This is a genomic window from Scardovia inopinata JCM 12537, from assembly GCF_001042695.1.
Lineage (GTDB): Bacteria > Actinomycetota > Actinomycetes > Actinomycetales > Bifidobacteriaceae > Scardovia > Scardovia inopinata.
In genome coordinates this window covers 1549345-1571808 of the sequence record NZ_AP012334.1, presented here as the reverse complement: position 1 = coordinate 1571808, position 22464 = coordinate 1549345, and the positions used below count along the sequence as shown (strand labels likewise).

Genomic DNA, 22464 nt, shown 5'->3' with positions numbered 1-22464 from the left:
GAGGCGTAGCGGTTTCTTCAGATCCTCTGTTTATTGGAAGTTTTTTGCTGCGGTTTTGTCTGCCTGAGTAAGCTGGTCATTGATTCTGATGAGTGCGGTACTGTCTTTGGTAAGGAGACTTTTCCAAGAGTGTCCGGCTTTGATTAAGCTGCTTATGATAGGGCTGTCATGGCTGCTGATACCTGCCACGGGATCGATAGAGGCTAGAGACTGGAGCCTAATGGCAGTATAGGAGGCCAAACCTTTGGTCAGGTCTGTTTGGGCGACCTGTGTTGAGGCTGATGAGTGGATGGTAGTACTGGTGGCTGAGGTTGTCATAGTTTCGCCTTCATAATTTATCTGAGGGTTTAGCGGTTGTTCAATTCTCGTTGACGGTCGAGCTGTCTGATAGCAGTCTGATGTTCCTGCTCATACTGGTTGTAGAGGTCGTCGAGTCGCTGCCTGGCTTTTGCCTGTTCCTGGGCTAAATCGTCCAGTTTGCTCAAAGCCATGATGCGTAAACTCTCCAGATTGTTGACATCTGCAAGGAGCTGTCTGCCTTCTTGCCCTATATCTGTCAGGGCTGCAAGGTATTCGTTAACGAAGCGAATGGTGGTGATAGTCTGCTGGTTAGCCCCCTCCATCTGACTTTGAGCGTAATGATAGGTATGAGTAATGTTTTTATCCTGTTCTTCTAACTCTTTTTGATGGCGATTCATTGTCTGATCGGCTTGCCAATATGCATCTTGCAGGTACTGGGAAGTACTGGTGTTTTCTAGCATGGTTACTGTCCTGCTTTCTGCTCCGCTAAATATTGGGAACGTGGGATGAAGTCTTTGTAATCATTGTTCATTGCTTTTGTGTATCGGTAGTTTGTTGGGGGATCATCCCGGTTTGCAGGTTCTCCTTTGTGGTGGACGGTTCCGTCTGGGTCGGTGACATTATGCTTGTAGACTAAATCAGCATCTTGTCCGCACCAGAGGGTGAATTGTTGTACTGGGTTGTTGGTGTTGTTGGTGCAGTTGGTTTTCCAGTTTTTGCCGTAGTAGTCTTGTATTTGGGTGATGTTGGTTTTCTGTGTGGGGTTGTCTTGATTGTATGCGGTGATGAGTTTTGCTAATAGTTTTTTTCCGCTGGGTTTGATGGGGTCTGTCATCCAGGTGTTGGGGTTGTTGTTTTTGGTGAAGTTTTTGGGTATTGGTTTGAAGATGGTGCCGATCATGGTGGGGTCGGCTTGGCGTAGGGTGGCGGTGTAGTAGAATTCCATGTTAGCTACTTGTGTTGCTTGTTCTCGTTGTGGTTCTTCTATCTTGTTTTGGATGGCGAGTATTCCTGTTTTACTGAGAAGGTAGAGTAAGGGTGAGAGGATAATCAGAAGAATGAGGATAATCCACAGCCAGTCGCGGGGGTTGGCGGAGTTTCTACTGGTTTGGTTCTCATGGTCTTGAGTCATGGTTAGTGTCCTGCTTTCTGCTCCGCTAAATATTGGGAACGAAGCTGATAGTTATCGTATTGTCCGTCTGTATCTGTGTAGTACTGGTAGTTTGATGGTTGTGTGGAGGTTAATATTACCGGGGATCCTGCCTTGTGCAGCGTACCGTATTTATCAATAAGATCATGCTTGTAGACTAAATCAGCATCTTGTCCGCACCAGAGGGTGAATTGTTGTACTGGGTTGTTGGTGTTGTTGGTGCAGTTGGTTTTCCAGTTTTTGCCGTAGTAGTCTTGTATTTGGGTGATGTTGGTTTTCTGTGTGGGGTTGTCTTGATTGTATGCGGTGATGAGTTTTGCTAATAGTTTTTTTCCGCTGGGTTTGATGGGGTCTGTCATCCAGGTGTTGGGGTTGTTGTTTTTGGTGAAGTTTTTGGGTATTGGTTTGAAGATGGTGCCGATCATGGTGGGGTCGGCTTGGCGTAGGGTGGCGGTGTAGTAGAATTCCATGTTAGCTACTTGTGTTGCTTGTTCTCGTTGTGGTTCTTCTATCTTGTTTTGGATGGCGAGTATTCCTGTTTTACTGAGAAGGTAGAGTAAGGGTGAGAGGATAATCAGAAGAATGAGGATAATCCACAGCCAGTCGCGGGGGTTGGCGGAGTTTCTACTGGTTTGGTTCTCATGGTCTTGAGTCATGGTTAGTGTCCTGCTTTCTGCTCCGCTAAATATTGGGAACGAAGCTGATAGTTATCGTATTGTCCGTCTGTATCTGTGTAGTACTGGTAGTTTGATGGTTGTGTGGAGGTTAATATTACCGGGGATCCTGCCTTGTGCAGCGTACCGTATTTATCAATAAGATCATGCTTGTAGACTAAATCAGCATCTTGTCCGCACCATTCCAGGAATTTTGCAGTATCACCAGTTGCTTTTTTTGTCGAAAAAATATCGATAAAGTGATGGCTAATTGCGTTAATGAAATCGTTATATGAATAATATTTCCCTGTTGCCTTGTCATACGCACTGAGAAGGTTGAGGAGCTCCGCTCGCTTGTGATTGTCAACGAGTATGTTGAGGTGGGATGGATCGGTGTAGTTCCCTTCGCCAGTTATTCCTGGGTTGTTTATGAAAGTGACACCTAGACCGAATAAGTTGGTATCGGATCTGTTGAAAATTGGGTTGCCTGATATCCGGTCTATCAGTCCTGCAAGCTTGTTAAGTCGTTTCGCCTGTAAGCGTTTTGCTTCAGCTTGATTCTTATCGTCATTGCTGGTTAGTATAACATCAAGAATTCCTTGAATTATAGAAATTCCAGTGCCTACTCCTGGTATTAATCCAACGCATTCACTGGCGGCTTCTTTGAAAGATAGTTTTGCCAGATCCCACCAGAAGTTGTAATCATCGTTGTCTTCTGGATTATTCTGGAGAGTGTGTAAGAGGGTGGCTACTTTATTAGCAGTCCCACTGAACCCTACTGAATATTGGCTTAAATCAGGTGTGGGGAGTCTGTTGCCGCTGAATGGCAGAGTATAAGTGGGTTGGATAGACAGGACAATCATGCGTGCAGCATTAGGATCTTTTTTGGGTGTTCCTAAGCCAGCTTTTATTGTTAGCCCCGTTTTGGACCAATCCCAGATAGAGTTTTTGTCATTTAATTTTTTTGTGCGGACGGAGGCAAGCATCTGCAGCATCTGGTTTATCATTGCCCTGTTGGACCATTGATATTTTTCTGCTGAATTTTTTGTTGATGATTGTTGGTTCACGAGAGCCTTGGAGCTGGAAAGCATGCGCAGAGAGAAAGGACTGAGCTTATAGCCGTAGGCTTGTAAGGTGATATTATGTACATAGTTTGCTGGATCTGTAGGTGCGCGATCAAAAACTGTAACGTTTGTTTTCTGCCCATCTCGAATAAATGCCCAGCGAATTACTTTATTGAGGTTTGTTATGTCTGGCTTATTTGTGTTGTTTTGCCCTGATGCCATGTTTTCGAGAGCTTTGACGGCTGCGGTGCTCATGTTCTCGGTGATGTATTGGGCGGGCAGGTGGAAGAGGGCCTGCCACAGGTTTGTGTTAATTTTCCCATCAGAGTATAGCTTCTTTGGGTCCAGACTGCCTAGCTCTGGCCGCCCTTTGGTTATTATCAGGGCATCCATGAGTGCTTTATATTGTGCCGGGCTGAGGGCGGCTTTAATACCTTTAAGGTTGTTGGAATCATAGGTGGTGTCTACTGTGGTGGTCCAGGTCATGGTGGGGGTCTGCCCGCTGGCGATGGCTTGCATGGCAGTGTTCGCCTGGTTTAATAGGTGTGCTTGGCTGGTGGATTGAGCATAAATAGAACGGGCTTTGCACTGGTAATCGTTGAACAGGTCGAGCTGATGCTGCAGGCTGGTGCGCAGAGCAGTCAGCAGGTTGATGTTGCTGCTGAGAAGATTGATTTGTGGGTCGGGGTAGGTCAGAGGGTTGGGAGAAGTAGTGGGGTCGTTAAGTTGATTGTTGCGCGGGATTCCAAGTTGGTTTTTCTGTTCATTGATAATGGTGATTCTGCGGTTGCATTCTGTTATGCGTCCGGTGATCTGGTCAGTATCGATAACCGAGGGTAGTCCTTTGCCCATGAGACTGGTGATGAGGGTGATGTGATGCTGGTTGTCTTGGCTGAGCGCGTTCCATGTGTTCCATTGGGCTTTGAGAAAAATTATTCGACTGTGGAGCGTTTTTTCCCAGGCTCTGTAAGCTGCTCCTTCTAGTTGGTAGGAGGATAGTGAAAATGTTGAGATGCGGGTGATGAAGGTTTGGCATTGAGAAAATTTCTCTTTCGCAATCCGGTTTTCTTCCCGCAGTCGGGAAAGAACCTGCTGAAAATCTACCCGCATACCAAACCCCTTCCGGATAACCTCTATTGGTCTTCCAGAATCTCCATCCTTTGTGTGGAGACTCTGCGGAGACTCTCATCTTCCTGAAATCCTAAATAAAGTATATTTCCGTACTTCAAACTCTACCACTGCGCAGGACAAGTGTCCTGGTTAAGAAATCATCTAGTCATCTGTCTGGTTGTGAAATTATTTGACTTGTCAAAAACTCCCAGCTTTTTTCTTTCCCAGCTCTCTTGCCTGCTTCAACAATCAGGCCATGGTATTCGCCAAGTTGGTCTAGAGAATAATCATCAAGGCTAATGAAAACATCCTGATTTTTCAAAGCTGCCTCATAAGTGGAATAGGAGGGATAGCCCAGGGCAGCAAGCATTCTGCGGGCATAGACGTCCCAGATAAAGCACTTTTCTTTGAAGGCGTAGAGCCGAATAACATCAGCGGTTTCCTGACCGATTCCCTTGACAGACAGCAGGCTCTCTCTCAAACGGGGGATTGAAGTATCTTCCGGAATGTTATCAGATTCGCATTCATGGTCGAGCAGCCAGTTTGACAGGGCATGACAGGTACGCGCTTTTGCTTTCATGAACCCGGTCGGCCGTATCAGAGCCTCCAGATTCTGAGGTTGGGCTTCAAAGATTTTTTGTGCAGACAAAATACCGGCATCCCGCAGATGATTGAGAGAGTATTCTACGTTCGCCCAGGCGGTGTGTTGAACCAGGATAGCGCCAATCATCATTTCAAAATCAGTTGCCGCAGGCCACCATCCTTGCTTACCTTCCAGCTCAAGCAGGGTAGCGAAAATTCTCTTGCTGGCATTGGTTGACATCGTAGGCGTCATATGAGTCCCTTCGCTAAGCAGTTTGCGGCCTGTCTGCCGTTTTTCGTTTAATGAGTTTGGCGGGAAGAACTATTTTCGTATTCACATCAGGCCCATTGCCTGCTAAGATATCCAGAATCAAAGTAAAAGACTGCCTGCCCAGTTCGTCGAAGTCAATGCGCATAGTAGTAATATCAAGATGGGGGATGATTCCTTTCAAAGAATCGTCAACACCCACAACACTCACGTCCTTAGGAACTTTTTTGTTGCAGGATTCTAAACCAGCTATGATACCGTTTGCAGTTTGATCATTGGCTGCAAACACAGCAGTGCAGGTGGGATAGGAGGCTAAGGCACATCCGTTCGCGTAACCACTGTCTGCAGTCCAATCACCAACTAATACCTGAGGAGGTTGTATCTTATGTTTCAGCAGGGTCTCGCGCCAGCCGCGTTCTCGTCCGTCTGCTGTGATGGAGTTGATGGGGCCGCAAACATGATATACCGTTTTGTGGCCCAGGGAAAGCAGATATTCTGTGGCTTCTGCCGCGCATCCGTACTGGTCATTATCAATGGTATGGCAGTATGTAACCGGTCCTTCTGTGATCAGAACCAGAGGTAGATTTTGAGGAGGAACATAGCTGTTAATGTTCTGAAGGTGAGTTCCAGCCACTACGATAACCCCATCAATTGCTAGATTTTGTATATGGTTAATTGCCAATTCAAGAGATTTATCGTTCTTGTCATCCGCAATGAGCAGAGTTATGGCGTACCCGGATTTTTTTGCAGCGGCAGAAATTCCTTTGAGCAGATTGATGTTACCAACTGAATCAAAGTTAAAGAGGATTACTCCTATTGTCCTGAAACTTCCTCTTTTAAGCATGCGGGCTGCCGAATTAGGGTGGTAGCCCAGAGCATCCATAACATGCTGCACTTTGACTCTGGTATTCTCTTTAACGGCTGGGCTTCCGTTGGCAACGCGGGAAACAGTTTGAGTGGACACTCCGGCTGCCTGGGCCACGTCGATTAAAGAAACAGGGTGAATATGGTGAAGACGTGACATAAGTTACCTCGTTATCGTTGCGATAATCTTTATCCCTACAACTATGCTAACGCAAACATCGATAATCGATAAAATGGGCGAATCATTTAATTTTTTCGATGACGCAAAAATCTTGTATCCTGGTTCATGGTACAACGTTAACGCAAACATTTTAATCTGTCGAGGATAATGATTGCATACGGTCTTTCAGCAAGGACTTGTGCGTTCTCACAGAGGAGGGCTGCCGATGTCAGGTACTCGGGATGCGACTACTGAAGCGGAGATGATAACGAAAAACAGGCATAAGGCTGATTGGCGCGGCTGGAAATTTATGTGGCCGTTCGCAGTAGTTTTCGTCTTTGTTTTCATCGTCCCTATTTTTTATGCTATTTATATCAGTTTCTTTCAGAAGAGATTGATTGGAGGGGAGCAGTTTGCCGGTTTTAGTAACTATATCAGGCTCTTTCACGATCCTGATTTCTGGAGTTCAGTGAGGCGGGTAGCCCTGTTCACCGTAGTACAGGTGCCTATTATGCTAATTCTGGCAGCACTGCTGGCCCTGGCTATTGATTCCATGAAACTGCACGGAACAAAATTCTTCCGAATTTCAACCTTCCTGCCCTATGCTGTTCCTGCTGTGGTATCTGCTTTGATGTGGGGTTTCATCTACGGAGCAAAGTATGGTTTGGTCGGCTCTCTGAACAACTGGTTGGGAACAGATTGGGATGTTTTGTCTCCTAAAGTTCTACTGGTATCCATCGGGAATATTAACACCTGGGAATTTACAGGTTATAATATGCTGATTTTTTATTCATCCCTGTCTACTATTCCTCACTCTCTGTATGAAGCAGCTTCTATCGATGGAGCTACCGAATGGGATATCGTCAGGAAGATTAAGCTTCCTGAGTTAAAGGGATCTTTAGCTATTACCGTTATTTTCTCCATTATTGGTTCCTTCCAGCTCTTCAACGAACCATCAGTTCTTTCTTCCATGGTTCCGGGCAACGGAATAACCACCTATTACACGCCCAATATGTATGCCTATAACCTGAGTTTCCTGGGAGGGCAATCCAATTATGCCGCTGCGCTGGCAATCGTGATGGCTGTTATCACCATGGTTATTGCTTACGCTGTTCAGTTAAACAGTATGAAGGAGCAGATGAAGTGATTGAAGCAACAACTGAGACTATTAGTGACAAACGCAGCTTAAAAGAGCAGGAGAAAGCTGCAAAAAAAGCAGAACGTCAGCGGCAGAAGCGGGTTGCCAAAGATGAAGCAGCGGAACGCAAAAGAGCTGCCAAGATAGGATTTTCGAATCCATCTAATCCTCGTCGGAGTACAACTCTAACTATTCTCACCGGAATTTTTGCCATATACTGTCTTTTCCCTTTGGTCTGGCTGATGATCAACGCAACAAAGATCCAATCTGATTTTGTGTCTACCTTTGGTTTGGGTTTCGGCCATACCTTCGCCCTCTGGGATAATATCGTTGCCACGTTCACCTACCAGGGTGGTATCTTTACTCGTTGGTTTCTTAATACTCTGCTTTATGTAGTGGTTGGCGCTGGCGGGGCGACTCTCCTAGCTATTATGGGCGGTTATGCTCTGGCTAAGTTCCGTTTCCCGGGTCGTAAAGCTGTTTTCGCTATTATCATTGGTTCTATTAGTGTTCCTGGCATTGCTCTTGCTGTACCTCAGTTCCTCCTATTTGCCAAGATTGGTATTACTGATACTCCTTGGGCTATGATTATCCCCAGCCTTATCAGTCCTTTTGGCTTGTATTTAATGTGGATCTTCAGCGAGCAGGCTGTTCCTACTGAACTTCTGGAAGCTGCCCGAGTCGATGGAGCAGGGGAGATGAGGACATTCTTCACTGTTGCCCTTCCGTTGCTGGCTCCGGGAATCGTAACAACTGCCCTCTTCACTATTGTGGCAACCTGGAATAATTACTTCTTGCCTTTAATTATGCTGAAGGATTCCACCTGGTATCCTTTGACAATTGGCCTGAATCAGTGGAATAAGCAAGCCAATACCGCTGGTGCCCAGCCGATCCAAAATTTAGTTTTGACTGGGTCGTTACTGACAATTATTCCTCTGATTATTGCTTTTCTTCTCTTACAGAAATACTGGCAATCCGGATTGGCAGCTGGGGCTGTCAAGGAATAAAGGAGGCAAGGTAGATAAGAAGGCTGGAATAATATTCAGCATTTTCATTACGAATAATCAGCAGCTCTGTTTTCTGCTGTTCTCTTGGCGGGAAAACAGCAGACAGGAACAGAGATGCTATATATAATCAGCTCTTCCCTGTAAAAAGAAGGGGAGAGCTCAAAAGAAAGGGATTAACGATGAAGTTTTCCATTGGAAAAAAATTAGTAGCACTGGCAGGGTCTATTGCTATGCTCGGCGCTTTTGCAGCATGTGGTTCCTCTGAGTCCGGCCCCAAAGATGTGTCTGCTGATGCCAACGCTAAGGTAACAATTTCGGTGTGGGCCTGGGAACCAACACTGAAAAATGTGGTAACTAAGTTTGAGAAGAAATACCCTAATATTAAAGTTAAACTGAACAATGTAGGTACCAACCTTGACGCTTATACTGCTCTGAATAATGCGGTTGATGCAGGCAAAGGCGCACCAGATGTAGCTCAGATTGAATATTATGCCTTGCCTCAGTATGCGATTAATGGAACTTTGAAAGATCTGAGCTCCATGGGAGCTGCAAAATATAAGGGCTTCTACACCCCAGGTACCTGGGCATCGGTTCATTGGCAGAATAAGTTGTATGGTCTGCCTATGGATTCTGGCCCTATGGCGCTCTTCTACAACAAGGCAGTTTTTGACAAGGCTGGTGTAACCAAGGTCCCTACCACCTGGGAAGAGTATTATCAGGCTGCGAAGAAGATTAGGGCAGTTGGTTCTTACATTACATCAGATTCCGGTGATGCGGGTTTCTTTGACTCCATGGTCTGGTCTGCTGGAGGGCATCCCTATAAGACATCCACTGACGGGAAGACAGTTTCTATAAGCTTGACAAAGAACGCTGGAACTAAGGAGTTTGTCAAGTGGTGGCAGAAGATGATTGATGAGGGTCTGATCAACACTAAGGTGAAGGGTTGGACCGATGACTGGAATCGTGGTTTGGGCGACGGCTCCATTGCTTCTCTGATGACCGGAGCGTGGATGCCGGCTACCCTGGTGGGGAGTGCTCCGCAGGCAACAGGCAAGTGGCGCGTAGCTCAGATGCCAACCAAAGATGGGAATACTGCCAATGCTGAAAACGGCGGGTCCACTTTGTCTGTGCTGAGCTCTTCTGATAAAGCAACTGCTGCCTATAAGTTCATTGAGTATGCCAATCATGATGCAGAAGGTATCAAGACTCGTGTGGACGGCGGTGCTTTCCCTGCTGACAACAACACACTCAAGAGTGACTCCTTCCTGAGCGTGAAGACTGTTAAGAATTCTGCCGGCAAGGATATTGAGTACTTCGGCGGTCAGGAGTATAACAGGGAACTTGCTAAGGCTGCCTCGCGGGTTCTGACCGGTTATGAGAACCTTCCCTTCGAGGTCTATGCCCGTAAGATCTTTGCTGATTCAGCTGGTGGCGCTTACACCGATAAATCCATTACCCTCAGCAAGGGTATTGCCAACTGGCAGGCCAAGCTGATTGAGTACGGCAAGCAGCAGGGTTTTACCATGGGGGAGTAATGCCCAGTATTTAGGTGATCGCTGCCAGTGAGTAATAAGTTATCCTAATACTTAATAAATGGGTAGCTGCTCAGGCAGCTGCAAAGCAAAACTGAGATGGGCGCTGCCTCCGCATGGAGACACCGCCCATTGCGTATGAAAATACTCGATGGACGAGTTACCGACAGAGAGAAAAAACCTGAGGATTTTTCCTTGTCTTCGATTACAATCACAGACAAGCAGCTAATTCCAGTGCTTATCTGTAATCTCTGCTAATCAGCGGAAGGTGATGCGTAATGTCCAGATTTTTTGACCAGAACAATCTGTTTTTTCGCATTATGGGTGTCGTCTTTGATTTGATCGAGCTTAATCTTCTTACCGTGCTTTGCTGCCTACCTTTATTTACTATCGGCGCTTCTTTGACTGCCATGCATAGCGTTCTGTGGCATATGGTTAAAGGAAAAGAAACCTATATTTTTCGGCAGTTTTTCGATGCTTTTAGGAAGGATTTCAAACAAGCAACGCTGTCCTGGCTAGTATTTGCAGCTATAACTATTTTTATTGTGGCAGATTTTACCATAGTAAAGTCAATGGATGCTGGCAGCCGCCATTTGTTTACTCCTGTCATTGCTATAGTATCTGTTTTTTCTTATATTATTTTTCATTATTTTTATATATTGCTATCCCGATACGAGGATAAAACCTCACATCATGTTAAAAATTCTATAAAACTTGCTGTAGGTTTTTTCCCTCGGACTATGGGTATGCTGGCTATTGTCATTCTTTGTAGTATCGTTTATGCGAGCTTTTATAAGTATCTAATCCCTTACTTTTTTCTGCTCGGCCTTTCTCTTCCCATGTATGGGTGCGCATGGCTTTATGTGCCTATCTTTAAACGGATTGAGAGTCTGAATTCAGCGTAATTGCAACGAAAAATGGTGGTTCTTTTTTGACAAAACTCAAGATGTACTATACGATGGAGTAGGTTGCTGGTTAGCAATCAGAAGCAGAAATAGCTGTTATCTGGTTCTTTTCACAGTGTGCTCAGCACCAGAAAAGTTTTCTCAGATACGGTGAATGCAGAAAGGACCTTAATGATGAGGTTAAAGTTAAAGAAAATTCTCTCTGTTGCTGTAACATCCGTGTTAGCTGTAAGTTTACTTGGCGCCTGCGGCGCATCGGGGTCTTCAGGATCCAATTCCGATGGCAAAACTATTACAATTTTTAATTCAAAGTCTGAGATTCAATCTCAGATGAAAGCGATGGCCAAGCAATATACCAAGAAGACAGGCGTTAAAGTTGAGGTCTATTATTCAAGCGATACCGTGGCATCTCATCTTGCTACCAAGTACGCTTCCAATGATCCGTACACTATTTCTATGGTTGATGCCAAAGATGTTTATAGTTTAGCCAAGGAACATGCGGTTGATCTCAGTGATCAGTCCTGGGTTAAGAAGACCAAGTACGCTATTGCCATTGGCGGCAAAACATACGGTTTCCCTGTTTCGATCGAAGCTCGTGGTCTTATTTACAATGCTGATGCTATTAAAAAGGTAACAGGAAAAACTTTTGATCCTTCCCAATACAAGACCCTTGATTCCTTCAAGGCTCTAATCAAGCAGCTGAAGGCTGGCGGCATGAGCAGTCCCACCGGTGTGATGAAGGAAGATTGGTCTCTGGCGGCGCATTATCTTCCTCAGGTCTATGAGGAACAGAAAAATGTAAATAGTTTTATTTCCAAGCTTCAAAAGGGGACGGTAGATCTTAACAAGAATGCCAAGTGGACTTCTTTAATGGATACTTTTGATGTTCTTAAAGAGAACAATTATGCTAAGTCTTCTGCAATTTCTGCGGAGAGGGAAACAACGGAGCAAAAGCTGGCAACCGGACAGATTGCTTTCATGTTTGGTGGCAACTGGGATTGGTCTGTTATCAATAAGTATGATTATTCCAAGAATATGGGCATGATGCCTGTTCCGCAGAACACAGACGATGGGACCAATACTAAACTAGTCGGTGGCGGTTCCAAGTACTTCTTCATTGACAGTTCCTCCAATACCACTGCTAAACAGCGCAAAGAGGCAAAAGATTTCCTCAAGTGGCTTGTGGATAATAAGGATGGGCAGAAGTTCATAGTAGATGATTGTGCTCTGGTATCTCCTTTCTCGAACAATAATCTTGAAGTTAAAGATCCTCTGGGCAAATCTGTCAAGAAGTTTGCTGATTCCGGATCCTTGATTCCTAATTACAACTATCTGCCTGATGATCATTATTCCATTCTCGGTGCTGATTTCCAGAAATATCTTGCTGGTCAGGAAGACCGCGCAAGTCTTGCTAACGAAATCACTACTTACTGGAAGACGGCAAAACTGTCGGGTAGCAAGTAAACTGACTGTTCGCCAGGCTGCGGCTAAGGTTTTAAAGTGTAGTATGAGCAACTGCTTTAGCCGCAGTTTGTAACAAATGGATTGATCATGAAATGCAACAAATTCTCTTATAAAGCTGGGCAGTTCTTTATTTTTGCAGGTCCGGCAGCTATTCTTTTCTTCGCGGTTGTCATCATTCCTTTTATTTATGGTCTTTATCTGACTTTTACAAGCTGGGATGGTGTCTCTCGCAATAAACCTTTTGTTGGCTTCAATAATTATAAAGAGGCTTTTGCAGATACAGCCTATTGGTCTTCTCTAGGTAAAACCGCTATCTACTCTGTCATCTCTGTAATCCTAGTCAACATGGTTGCCTTCCTTCTTGCTTATTTGGTAACGAGTGGGATCAAGGGGCAGAATTTCTTCCGGGCAGGTTTCTTCATTCCTAACCTTATTGGCGGTATTGTTTTAGGCTATGTGTGGAAGTTTGTTTTTAATCATGCATTTGTGACCATAGGCAACTTCATTACTGGGCATACTACTGCATCGCTTCTTTCTTCGGCAAATGGGGCTCTTTTCGCCTTAATCCTCGTGTCAGTCTGGCAATATGCAGGGTATATGATGCTAATTTATGTTGCTGGCTTCATGAGTGTCGACCGGAGCCTAAAAGAGGCTGCTATGATTGATGGCTGCTCATCTTCACAGGCAATGTGGAATGTCACTATTCCATTGATGCGAGCATCATTTGTGCAATGTATCTTCCTGAGCACTACTCGATGCTTTATGGTTTATGATCTGAACCTTTCGCTGACTAAAGGTGAGCCGTTCAATTCGTCAGTCTTGGCAGCAATGCATGTGTATAACAAGGCATTCGTTTATAAGAATTATGGAGTTGGCCAGGCAGAAGCATTGGTGCTTTTCATCGTATGTGCAGTAATTGGTCTGCTTCAGGTTTATTTTGGCAAGAAGGGTGAGGTGGAAGCATAATGACACCGAATCGAAAGGCGCAAGTTCGTTCCCGCATACTTCATGTTCTGCTGTGGATCGTTCTGTTAATACTGCTCTTTATATTTGTAGCTCCCTTCCTCCTGGTAGTTATCAATGTGTTCAAGAACATGTCTGATATTACAGCCAGCCCTTTGTCGCTAGTTGGCAAGCATGGATTCACTTTTGACAACTTTACCAATGCCATGCAGGCAATGAATTTTTGGCAGGTATTTGGCAATTCTGTCATAATCACAGTGTCTGCCACAGTTCTCACTGTTCTCTTCTCTGCTATGGCTGCCTATGTAATGGCGCGGAATCCAACATGGCTTGCTAATCGGGTGCTGTTTGCTTTGTTAGTCGCGTCTATGGTGATTCCCTTCCAGGTGTTGATGGTTCCTTTAGTATCGGTTTTTGGTGGTATTTTTGGGGTACTTAATCACCGTATTACGCTGATCCTCATGCATGTTGGATTCTCAGTTGCTCTAGCGACATTCATGTTCCATGGTGCTATCCGCACTACAATTCCTGCTGAGTTGGAAGAGGCTGCTGAAATTGATGGCTGCAATAAGTGGCGTACTTTCTGGACAATTGTCCTTCCTTTAATGAAGCCAATGATTGCAACAGTTACTGTGATTGATGCTATGGCTTTTTGGAATGATTATCTTCTGCCCTCGCTGGTCTTGGGCCGGACTGACTTGTATACCATTCCAATTGCAACTCAGATGTTCTATGGAACATACTCAACAGATACAGGGCTTGTTATGGCAGCCCTGCTTCTGGCAATGCTGCCTATCTTGATCCTCTATCTGTTCTTGCAGCGATTCATTGTTGAGGGGGTGACCTCTGGAGCGGTGAAAGGCTAATGGACTACTAGTGAACTACTGATAGTTCTTCTACTTAATGGCGTCAGCAAAAGTTGCTGACGCCATTTTCATTTTTATCCTGATTTGCCATTTTAATCGTTACACTCACTAGCTAAAGAAAAAGGGTCATTGATATCCTGTGAATTACCACAAACAACAGGAAAGAAAATATTCAATGACCCATACACAACTTACCACATCTGAGGCAGCACTCATACACGGATACTTACTTTCTGGTATCCCCATCACCAAGATTAGTCACCTCACGGGCAGGTCTCGTCCAACTATCTACCGGGTCAAACACTGGATAGATGTGGGTAAGAGTATTTCAGACTGGGCGCAGCACTGTCATGATATGAGACACCACAGAGGTAGACACTCTATCCACCTATCCGAGGACTGTGTTCTCCGTATTAAACAGTTTTTGTCCTATGGGTATAGCCCTGACGTTATCGCTCACACCCAAAATATTGGATGCTCCACGCGCAGTCTTTACCGGCTCGCTCAGCGAGGAACGTTGTCTATCACGTTACTGCCGTGGAAAGGAAAACGCAGAAGCAACCATCACAGTGAGAAGCGCGGTCGTTTAACCGGCGCGGTCTCTATCCACGAAAGACAACAAATCTTTCCTCACTACGCGTCTACTTTTGGGCATTGGGAAGGCGACACCATCGTAGGCAAAGGCAGACAAAGCTGCATCATTACCCTAGTTGAGAGACTGAGTAAACGTATTATCACATTGCCTACCAAAGGTCGAAAAGCCGACGATATAGAAACCTCACTCCATACATGGCTAGTAAACCAGCCTATAAACTCGGTAAAATCTATTACATTTGATCGTGGTCTTGAATTTGCCCGGTGGAAACAAGCCATCCAGGGTACTGGCACGAGAGTGTGTTCTTTGCTGACCCCGGAAGCCCTGGTCAGCGTGGATTAAACGAGAACTCGAACGGGTTACTACGTCGTGGTGGGCTTCCTAAAGTCATGGATTTCAATCAAGTAGACGACTCGTATATCTACCACGTTGCTTCTAAACGAAATAATATTCCCCGCAAGAGTCTACACTGTAAAACACGGCAGGAAATTTATGACTTCTACCGCACCAAGTTATAACGATTAAATTGGCAAATCAGGCATGATTATTTTCGTAATCGATAACGCTGAGAGTCATAGCATCAGAATCAATAATCCATTTGCCAAACGTTGCAGCATGAGAGAAGTTGTGCGATTGTGAGAGGTCATTTTTATCTGCCGCAGATGCCGATGAAATCAACGCTTTCTTGCGAAGCTGGGCCTCTGCCCGGGCTGCGAGAACACCTAAATCAAATGGCTTGGCAACGTAGTCATCAGCACCCATGCTTAGCAAATCAATCATGTCATCCGCAGTATTGCGTGCCGAAATTACAATCACAGGAGTATTATCTCCACTGTGCCGCTGCTGAGAAACAATAGATTCTCCCGCTGTGCCCGGCAGCATAAGATCGCTGATAATCAAGTCAAATTTTTCGTTCTTTAAAACTAGCTGAGCTTCGGTCCCCGAATATGCGCTAATGCAGCAGGCACCGTGGTTAGAAAGATATTCGCATACAACGGAATTAATATCTGCATCATCTTCTACAACAAGAATATGAGCATCGTGCAGGAGCTTAAAATCAGCTGCCAAACCATACCTCTTTCATAGCAATCGGATTTCCTGTACATAGTCATTTATAAAAATGTGCTGCATAATCAGGTATAGCGCATTTTTACTACGAAGACCATTTATCTTCTGGATATCAAGCGGCGATGGCTCGAACGTCGTGTCATTCTGAGAGGTGTACGAGCAGTATAGAGAATCAGCTCTGGTCTCTTTTGCACTATTCTGTCACATGCCTTCTAACTTTTGACTATACCCTAATGGACGTTACTGATTTCTATTTTTCAAGTTTAACTTTCAAGAAACTTATTTTGTTTTGTTGGTCAAATTCGTATGTGTCAAAACCATGAAATGCAAATATTTTCCCACTACGTTTACGTCCAGCAACGGCCCACTCGGCTTGATATTTATCATCATTGACGGCTACACGGAAAAGATGCCTTAATTCTCGATTATCTTTAAAAAAGTTTTCAAAAAATTCTTCAACTTTAGTTGGATTATCAGCAATAAAACCATTAGCGCCCTTGATTACAGCCCTTTTTGAAAAAAGTTGAATTATTTCATGTAATACTTGTTCATCATTAGAAGCTAAGTCAGATAACTTAAAGTATTGTTCAATTATTTGTGATTTTGAATCCATATACTTACCTTCTTTCAACTGTTTAGTATATACTAAACAATTGAAAAGTAAACAAAGGAGCGGCTATGTATGAAAGAAAACTTACCTAGTATTGATCTCAATAAAGTTACTCTTACACAAATACTAAAATCCTTAAGTGACCCTATTCGTTTAGAAATTGTCACTAAGTTGTCTAAAGAAAGCAAGGAATGTTCATGTGCTATTTTTAATGATCTAGGGAAAAAGAGCAATCTATCTCAACATTACCGAAACTTACGTTTAAATGGCTTAATCTCCGTTAGGCGTTCTGGTATTCATAGTTATCTTACGTTACGACAAGCAGAACTAGATCACAGATTTCCAAATCTTTTAAAAAGTATTATTGATAATTGGCACCATTAATTTTGAAAATAGCTTTTTGAGTGCTTGGTTATATAGTAAATTCTCGGTATAATTAAAGCCTGTAGAGAAGTTAAGGCGGTGGCTATTTCCGATCGGAGGTGGTGCTTATGGTGTTAAACCTTTAAAGCCCATAAATCCTAACGAAAGGAGTAGCCTAAGTGTCCGTGTCGGACGCTTTACAATTAATGCTGGCTTTCGGTACCTTTATCGTAGCCTTAATCGCATTGATTGTTGAGCTGATCAAAAGTCAGCAAAAAAAATAACCGCCTTAGCTCTGGCAAGCTAGCGGTTATTTAAACTGTATAAATTTGTCACCGTCTTAAGCGGCTCTACACGGGAAGTCCTGTTCACGCGGGGCTTCCTTTTTCTTACCAACATTATAGCATGACTTAACAAAACTGGCTAACGTTTCAGAATTTGATTAGATTCGGGATCAGGTTGTTTGATCTTGGGATTTTGTCTTACGAAATCCTGTAACTGTTTTTGGGTACGATTACTTATTTCCTGGTGCACATCATTTAACTGGTTTTTTAGTTCTGATTTTTGTTGGGTCAGTCGTTTGCTTAATTTGTTGTTGCAAGCCTTGATATACCGGTATCAGCGCCAATATTTTATGTAACCATATACACGACCGCTTCGAATAACTAAATGGAAAGCGACTTTTTTACTTTTTTGGCTGGCTTAATTTACTATAGCGAAAACAGGTGGTTTCATGGTCATTAATAATTCCGGCTGCCTGTAAAAACGAATAGCTAACGACCGGTCCGGTAAATCGAAATCCAGCAGACTTCATTGTCTGACTTATTTGTATAGCTAACTGATTGGTTTTCGGGATTTGTAGATGACTTTGATAGTGATGTTGAATCGGTTGATAATGAACAAATTGCCACAAATAGGCGTCAAAAGATTGTCCCCGCATAACCATATCAGAAACAATTCGTGCATTATGGATAATCGCTAGCAGTTTCCTTTGATTACGAATGATTGCTTGATTAGTTAATAACTTCGGTAATTGACCCTCAAAAGACGATAATATTTGAAAATCAAAATTCGCTAAGGCATCGTCAAGGGCCTGGCGCTTATTGAGAACAGTTTGCCAACTTAATCCCGCCTGAAAGATTTCCAATGATAATAATTCAAACAACTTCTGATCACTATGGCAAGGCGTTCCCCATTCACGATCGTGATAGTGTTTAAGCAACTCATTCCCACCGGCTGCCCAGGTACAACGTTTTGGCATTTAAATCAACTCCTTAAATAGCTCACTAATTGGTTTATGAAGAATGACTGTTCGTTGGTTGGCGCTTGAAACAACTTTTTCTGTTGTTAATTTTTTGAATAACCGTGTTCCCAAGATACCCGCCAAATGTGGCTGCCTTTCAGAAAAATCAATACAGGTTTTAACCTTAGTTTGCTGAATCGGCTGGTGTATTGATTCTGCGAACTTAGCTTTACCGAGTTGAGTAAATGCATAACCATTTGTCTCTGCTGGGGCTATCCAATTGGCTGTTAACAACTGCTGAAAAAGGGTTACGCCGGCCTTACCAGCCAGATGTTGATAACAGGTACGCGCCTTTCCGAGTTGAATTGCCTGTTTTCGCCGGCTTAAATAGCTCTCGGCCTCTTTACCAAGGTCAGTAATGCTCGTGGCGGACCCATTGATAAAATAGTCTCTTCCCGCAAATCGCCGCCTATAAATCAAATGGTGGTGCTCTAAGTCAGTCAAGCTTTTTTGACAGTCGATTGGACTTACTCGGGCTAACTTAGCCAGTTCATTAACCGTTAAAAAACGATGGCAACTTAAAAGCGACAAAATATTAGCCGATGTGATCATTTACCCCATCTCCTTAATTATTTGACCTTCGTTACTTTCCAAATATGTGTAAAACCCTGGCATTAGGTCATTCACAATTTCCGTTGGGGCATATAAAACAAATTTCCCCTTTTTGGTAGTAGTTACCAACCCAGCATCTTTTAAGAGTTTGAGATGATGAGAAATGGTGGAATCACTCATCATAAGAATTTGGCCCAATGCTTGAGTTGTGGCCGGTTGATCAGCTAAATACTTCATAATTTTAAGTCTAATAATATCACTAAGGGCGTTAAATACACCGGCAAGATGCTTTGGGCTAATTTTGGCTGTTAATTTGTTCAGAGCGTCATAGCATAGAACAATCCCGTGCGAAAAATGGTCCACAAATAAGTGCGGCCATATAAAATAACTGGGTAATAATAAAATCGTATCTTGATCAGTCAGATGAATGGTTTCGTCAAATGGTTTAACAATGACCAGTTGTTTTTGCTGCCAAAACATCCGGTCGATTTGTAAATGATTCACCAGGCTGGTAAAACCATATTGCCGCAAATAAAGCGATTGTTGTTTGATCTCATTTAACAAAAAGCGATCTAGCGACTTTATTTCCCAGGTTCTATCAAAAACCGCCGCGCGATATTTGGTGATAAAAGTCAGTAAGCGTTGATAAACAGCGGTAGGATTGTCCGCTAAATCAATTAATAAATTCTGAGAATGGTTAACTGCAAATCCTTGCCATTCCAAACTCTTGGCCAGGGTTGGAATGAATTGATTTTCCCGATCTGAAGTCACCTTTTTTAGGCTAGCTAAAATAACTTGTGGGTCGGTTTTATCCAGAAATGTTTTCAGTTGATCAATTTCGGTGTCCAAATCTGGCGCCAGGCTTTCGAAATTATTAAGGAGAATCGGTGGCACCCCTAGCTCATAAATTAAAGAAAAATAGTGGAGATCGTTAAAAAAATCGTTTGAGAGCTGTTGCTGTGCCGTCAAAGCCCAATCAATGTTCATACCGTGGTGACGCGGATTTAATAACACATGCAAACTACGAAATAACTCGTTTAAGGGCGAGTAAATAAACTGGATGCGTTGGGTAAGCGTTTCATTATTTTGTAGGGAATACATACTCAAGCTAATCTTGATTGCCATAACTATCTCCTATGATTTGAGAATTTAGAAATCGTTTGAATAATTAACAACCCTATTCTATCATTATCGTAGTCAAAAAGAAAAGAGGTATGCACATGATTCATGATCAGGAGCATCTTAAGTTTACGGCACAGCCGAATAACAATATGTACTGGGAACGGGTTGATTGCAGTTTAGGATGGTTAGGTAATACTAAAACGGAGCAGCATCAACGATTTGTTGGCTACACTAAACGCCCACACTCAATTTATGTCCATCTAAAGAACGGTAATTTGTCATTTCTAGCTAAGGAAGTTAAAAATTGAACGATAAAGTAAAAAACAAACTAATTATTACTATCGCTGGTATGGGTATGTTGTTATCAACACTGGATACTGGGATTATAAATGTCGCACTTCCCTTTCTTGAAAATCAATTTCATACCTCAACCAGCGTGGCTGCTTTAAGCGTGACAGATTATACCATGAGTTTGGCGATTTTTATTTTACCTTTTGGCTACCTAAGTGATCGTTATGGCAAATTAAAGTTATCTTTAATTGGTTTGCTTCTCTTTGGAATTGGTTCGGTTTTATGTGGACTTGCCAATAATATGATTGCTCTAATTAGTTTTAGAATTTTGCAGGGTATTGGTGCAGCCGGCTTACAGGCAACTTCAGCCGCTTTAATTACAACTTTAATAGAACCCAAGCATGTCCCTAGTGCTCTAGGTATTTTAGGAATTATGATTGGTCTTGGACCCGTACTCGGCCCGTCTATCGGCGGTCTATTTTTAGCACTTCACCTTTGGCGACTTATTTTTTGGATTAACGTTCCCTTTGCTGCTTTAGGGTTGATCTGCAACTACTTTTTGATTAAAAACGTTTCAGAACAGCAAAAGGTAGCCCCATTCGATTTATGGGGGAGTGTCATCAATGCGCTATCAGTAATGTCATTGCTGTCAGGCTTTTCTTTATTAAGTAACCGCCGAAATTTAATTCCGGGAGTAGTTTTAATTGGTATAAGTCTCCTGTTTGCCTTAATGCTATATATTATGGAAACTAAGCGCAATTTCGCTTTAATTGACTTTAAAGGTCTTAATGCTACGCCTAAAAGCTGGCTTTATTTACTGCAAACCGTTGTGTTTGGCTTTGCTTCAGCGATGATCTTTTTGTTGCCACCCTTTATCTTTGAGAAGTTGCTAAACTTAAATGTTGGTGTAACCGGATTACTCGTCTTGGGCGCACCGGTAGGTTTAGTCATATTTTCTAAAGTATCTGGAAAATATAATGACGGTCATCAGAACACACGCTTCAGCTTACTAGGTCTAAGCATTATCGCCTTTGCTTTAGCTGGTTTATGTATAGCTAGTCAATACTGGCCAGCGCTCGCAATTACCTTATTGTTATTCATCTACGGTGTTGGGGGTGGCTTCTTTCAACCGGCAAATATTGCTGCGATTATGCAGGTGGGGGATCAAGCAAGCCAAGGTAGTTTAGGCTCGCTACAAAGAATGGTTCAAAATATCGCCATTGCGAGTGGAACCGCCATTGGTTCAACCGTCCTAAATCTGTTCTCAGGACGATTAGCAACCAGTATTCAAATTAATTGGGGCATAACATTAGCCATGGTTGTTGTCACACTTCTATTGAGCATAATCTTTAAAAGAAGTGTGGCCGCTACTAATTATTGTTAGAACCTCAGGGTACAAACGTTTGCTGTTAAAAGTCCCTGTAAAGTCAGTAACTCATAGACTGATTTTACAGGGACTTTTTTGAATCTCTTTTAGTTCCTTGTTTTGAGGAGAAATTTGGAAAATGTTGTGATCTTATTAATTCCATTAATAACTATAAACTTATAGCAGGACATAAAAGTCTTTATTTTGGTTAATCCCACTTTCAACTTCTTTTAATAATTTATCAATACTTTCTTTCATTCCAGAGTTTTCGGCTATATCCCACGAGATTGTGAAATTGATTTGTTAAGTGGTGGATACCCATGTCAAACTTTTTCTTATGCAGAGAAAAAATGGGCTTAGCTGATACAAGAGGAACGCTATTTAATCATTATGCTAAGATATTGGAGCAAGTTAATCCTAAAATATTTTTAGTTGAAAATGTTAAGGGATTAACTACACATGACCATGGACGCACCTTAAAAACCATGATTAAAGTTTTTGAAGATTTAGAGTATAAAAAGACTTATAGTGAGAGTTTAAGACAATCTCAACTTTAGAGAGACGTTCCACCAAAGTTGTCACAGCTCCTTGATGATTTCTACCTTGAATAGTATCACCTTCGAGATGGCCAAATTCCTGTCGGAATTTAGGATAATCAGTTTTTCGATTATGAATACTCCGGCCTAATTGGCCGGCTTTACCACGATGTTCAACATAACCATTAGGGTGATGTTTACCTTTCATGGGAAGCGTTGAAACATCAAATTGGCCACGTTTAAACATTCGATAAAGAGTCCGCATAGAACAGTCAATATTAACTTCACCACGACCAATAATTGTGTCAGGAGTCCAGCCTAACCCCACCTTTTGTCGAATATATTTAACTTGATTTGAAGGTAGAGTCGCAGGCTGTCTGCCGTTGTGAGACTTATTTACTTTGTACTGCTCATAGTATTGAGTAATGGTGTTACCGCAGTTCAAATAGCGGTAAACTCGGTAAATTGTTTCTCCACTACGATGGAGTAGCTTCGCTACTCGATAGGCTTTAACCCCCGAGCGCCCATAATCAGATATAAATGAAAGTTCAGTTATGGTAAGATGCTTATAGGTCATTTGTGATTACCTTCCTTTTGATTTTTGCAGATATTCAAAAGTCTATCACAAATGG

The 22464-nt window shown here is 43.0% G+C and carries 25 protein-coding genes and 1 pseudogene; 13 read left to right on the top strand and 13 right to left on the bottom strand.

All coding sequences use genetic code 11. The annotated features are described in order from the left end of the window. Positions 1 to 30 precede the first annotated feature (30 nt). The 7 genes from SCIP_RS06500 to SCIP_RS06470 form a co-directional block, all read right to left on the bottom strand. Entirely contained in the window at positions 31 to 318 is a 288-nt protein-coding gene (locus SCIP_RS06500; protein ID WP_006293497.1) for a hypothetical protein, read from the bottom strand. 29 nt (positions 319 to 347) lie between these two features. Beyond that, the gene (locus tag SCIP_RS06495; RefSeq protein WP_006293498.1) at positions 348 to 761 is read right to left on the bottom strand and encodes a hypothetical protein; all 414 of its coding nucleotides are present in this window, start codon (positions 759 to 761) and stop codon (positions 348 to 350) included. 2 nt (positions 762 to 763) lie between these two features. Next, positions 764 to 1432, bottom strand: a complete 669-nt coding sequence (locus SCIP_RS07575) for a hypothetical protein (protein ID WP_006293499.1) — start codon at positions 1430 to 1432, stop codon at positions 764 to 766. A 2-nt stretch (positions 1433 to 1434) separates the two neighbouring features. Then, positions 1435 to 2106: a hypothetical protein gene (locus SCIP_RS07570; protein WP_006293859.1), complete on the bottom strand. Its 672-nt coding sequence runs from the start codon at positions 2104 to 2106 to the stop codon at positions 1435 to 1437. Positions 2107 to 2108: 2 nt separating this feature from the next. Beyond that, complete coding sequence (locus tag SCIP_RS08365) at positions 2109 to 4277, bottom strand: hypothetical protein (RefSeq protein WP_006293501.1); 2169 nt, start codon at positions 4275 to 4277, stop codon at positions 2109 to 2111. A 166-nt stretch (positions 4278 to 4443) separates the two neighbouring features. Beyond that, complete coding sequence (locus SCIP_RS06475; protein ID WP_231288042.1) at positions 4444 to 5112, bottom strand: endonuclease III domain-containing protein; 669 nt, start codon at positions 5110 to 5112, stop codon at positions 4444 to 4446. Between the two features lie 13 nt (positions 5113 to 5125). Continuing rightward, entirely contained in the window at positions 5126 to 6151 is a 1026-nt protein-coding gene (locus tag SCIP_RS06470) for a LacI family DNA-binding transcriptional regulator (protein ID WP_006293503.1), read from the bottom strand. A 226-nt stretch (positions 6152 to 6377) separates the two neighbouring features. Between SCIP_RS06470 and SCIP_RS06465 the strand changes: the two genes are divergently transcribed. From SCIP_RS06465 to SCIP_RS08520, 8 genes are all read left to right on the top strand, one after another. Further along, a complete protein-coding gene (locus SCIP_RS06465) occupies positions 6378 to 7298 on the top strand; it encodes a carbohydrate ABC transporter permease (RefSeq protein ID WP_006293504.1) in 921 nt (306 codons plus the stop codon). Next, positions 7295 to 8296: a carbohydrate ABC transporter permease gene (locus SCIP_RS06460; protein ID WP_006293505.1), complete on the top strand. Its 1002-nt coding sequence runs from the start codon at positions 7295 to 7297 to the stop codon at positions 8294 to 8296. Before SCIP_RS06465 ends, SCIP_RS06460 begins: the two co-directional genes overlap by 4 nt. Positions 8297 to 8475: 179 nt before the next feature. After that, complete coding sequence (locus tag SCIP_RS06455) at positions 8476 to 9831, top strand: ABC transporter substrate-binding protein (RefSeq protein ID WP_006293506.1); 1356 nt, start codon at positions 8476 to 8478, stop codon at positions 9829 to 9831. Between the two features lie 275 nt (positions 9832 to 10106). Continuing rightward, entirely contained in the window at positions 10107 to 10733 is a 627-nt protein-coding gene (locus tag SCIP_RS06450) for a YesL family protein (protein WP_006293507.1), read from the top strand. A 171-nt stretch (positions 10734 to 10904) separates the two neighbouring features. Further along, positions 10905 to 12197, top strand: a complete 1293-nt coding sequence (locus SCIP_RS06445) for an ABC transporter substrate-binding protein (protein ID WP_115672887.1) — start codon at positions 10905 to 10907, stop codon at positions 12195 to 12197. A gap of 87 nt (positions 12198 to 12284) precedes the next feature. Then, a complete protein-coding gene (locus SCIP_RS06440; protein ID WP_040591267.1) occupies positions 12285 to 13163 on the top strand; it encodes a carbohydrate ABC transporter permease in 879 nt (292 codons plus the stop codon). Further along, positions 13163 to 14026 carry a carbohydrate ABC transporter permease gene (locus tag SCIP_RS06435; RefSeq protein WP_006293510.1) on the top strand — a complete coding sequence of 288 codons (864 nt, stop codon included), beginning with the start codon at positions 13163 to 13165 and terminating at the stop codon, positions 14024 to 14026. Before SCIP_RS06440 ends, SCIP_RS06435 begins: the two co-directional genes overlap by 1 nt. Positions 14027 to 14201: 175 nt before the next feature. Then, complete coding sequence (locus SCIP_RS08520; RefSeq protein WP_050752393.1) at positions 14202 to 14963, top strand: IS30 family transposase; 762 nt, start codon at positions 14202 to 14204, stop codon at positions 14961 to 14963. Positions 14964 to 15155: 192 nt separating this feature from the next. Here the strand turns inward: SCIP_RS08520 and SCIP_RS06425 are convergent, their stop codons facing one another. Together SCIP_RS06425 and SCIP_RS06420 are read right to left on the bottom strand one after the other, a co-directional pair. After that, on the bottom strand, positions 15156 to 15689 hold the full coding sequence (locus tag SCIP_RS06425) for a response regulator transcription factor (protein ID WP_006293511.1): 534 nt from the start codon (positions 15687 to 15689) through the stop codon (positions 15156 to 15158). Between the two features lie 250 nt (positions 15690 to 15939). Further along, complete coding sequence (locus SCIP_RS06420) at positions 15940 to 16302, bottom strand: hypothetical protein (protein WP_006293512.1); 363 nt, start codon at positions 16300 to 16302, stop codon at positions 15940 to 15942. 69 nt (positions 16303 to 16371) lie between these two features. Between SCIP_RS06420 and SCIP_RS07860 the strand changes: the two genes are divergently transcribed. Together SCIP_RS07860 and SCIP_RS08515 are read left to right on the top strand one after the other, a co-directional pair. Further along, complete coding sequence (locus SCIP_RS07860; protein ID WP_006293513.1) at positions 16372 to 16683, top strand: ArsR/SmtB family transcription factor; 312 nt, start codon at positions 16372 to 16374, stop codon at positions 16681 to 16683. Positions 16684 to 16841: 158 nt separating this feature from the next. After that, complete coding sequence (locus tag SCIP_RS08515; protein WP_006293514.1) at positions 16842 to 16946, top strand: putative holin-like toxin; 105 nt, start codon at positions 16842 to 16844, stop codon at positions 16944 to 16946. Between the two features lie 401 nt (positions 16947 to 17347). Here SCIP_RS08515 and SCIP_RS06410 read toward each other — a convergent pair whose 3' ends face one another. From SCIP_RS06410 to SCIP_RS06400, 3 genes are read right to left on the bottom strand one after another with little or no spacing between them, the layout of a single operon-like run. Further along, positions 17348 to 17923 (bottom strand): DNA-3-methyladenine glycosylase I, encoded by a 576-nt coding sequence (locus SCIP_RS06410; RefSeq protein ID WP_006293516.1) that lies wholly within the window; start codon positions 17921 to 17923, stop codon positions 17348 to 17350. After that, on the bottom strand, positions 17924 to 18517 hold the full coding sequence (locus SCIP_RS06405; protein ID WP_040591273.1) for a helix-turn-helix domain-containing protein: 594 nt from the start codon (positions 18515 to 18517) through the stop codon (positions 17924 to 17926). It lies immediately after the preceding gene. Continuing rightward, the gene (locus SCIP_RS06400) at positions 18518 to 19642 is read right to left on the bottom strand and encodes an ArsR/SmtB family transcription factor (RefSeq protein ID WP_006293517.1); all 1125 of its coding nucleotides are present in this window, start codon (positions 19640 to 19642) and stop codon (positions 18518 to 18520) included. A gap of 95 nt (positions 19643 to 19737) precedes the next feature. On the opposite strand from SCIP_RS06400, the gene SCIP_RS08360 reads away from it, so the two are divergent. The 3 genes and pseudogenes from SCIP_RS08360 (at position 19738) to dcm (ending at position 21853) form a co-directional block, all read left to right on the top strand. Next, positions 19738 to 19947, top strand: coding sequence for a hypothetical protein (locus SCIP_RS08360; RefSeq protein ID WP_219851386.1), 210 nt, complete (start codon positions 19738 to 19740; stop codon positions 19945 to 19947). Beyond that, positions 19944 to 21314 carry an MFS transporter gene (locus tag SCIP_RS06390; RefSeq protein ID WP_006293518.1) on the top strand — a complete coding sequence of 457 codons (1371 nt, stop codon included), beginning with the start codon at positions 19944 to 19946 and terminating at the stop codon, positions 21312 to 21314. Before SCIP_RS08360 ends, SCIP_RS06390 begins: the two co-directional genes overlap by 4 nt. A 282-nt stretch (positions 21315 to 21596) precedes the next feature. After that, a pseudogene (gene dcm, locus SCIP_RS07845) lies at positions 21597 to 21853 on the top strand (DNA (cytosine-5-)-methyltransferase). On the opposite strand, the gene SCIP_RS07985 reads toward dcm, so the two are convergent. Continuing rightward, positions 21786 to 22409: an IS30 family transposase gene (locus SCIP_RS07985; protein ID WP_048349379.1), complete on the bottom strand. Its 624-nt coding sequence runs from the start codon at positions 22407 to 22409 to the stop codon at positions 21786 to 21788. The pseudogene dcm and the gene SCIP_RS07985 overlap by 68 nt on opposite strands. Positions 22410 to 22464 lie beyond the last annotated feature (55 nt).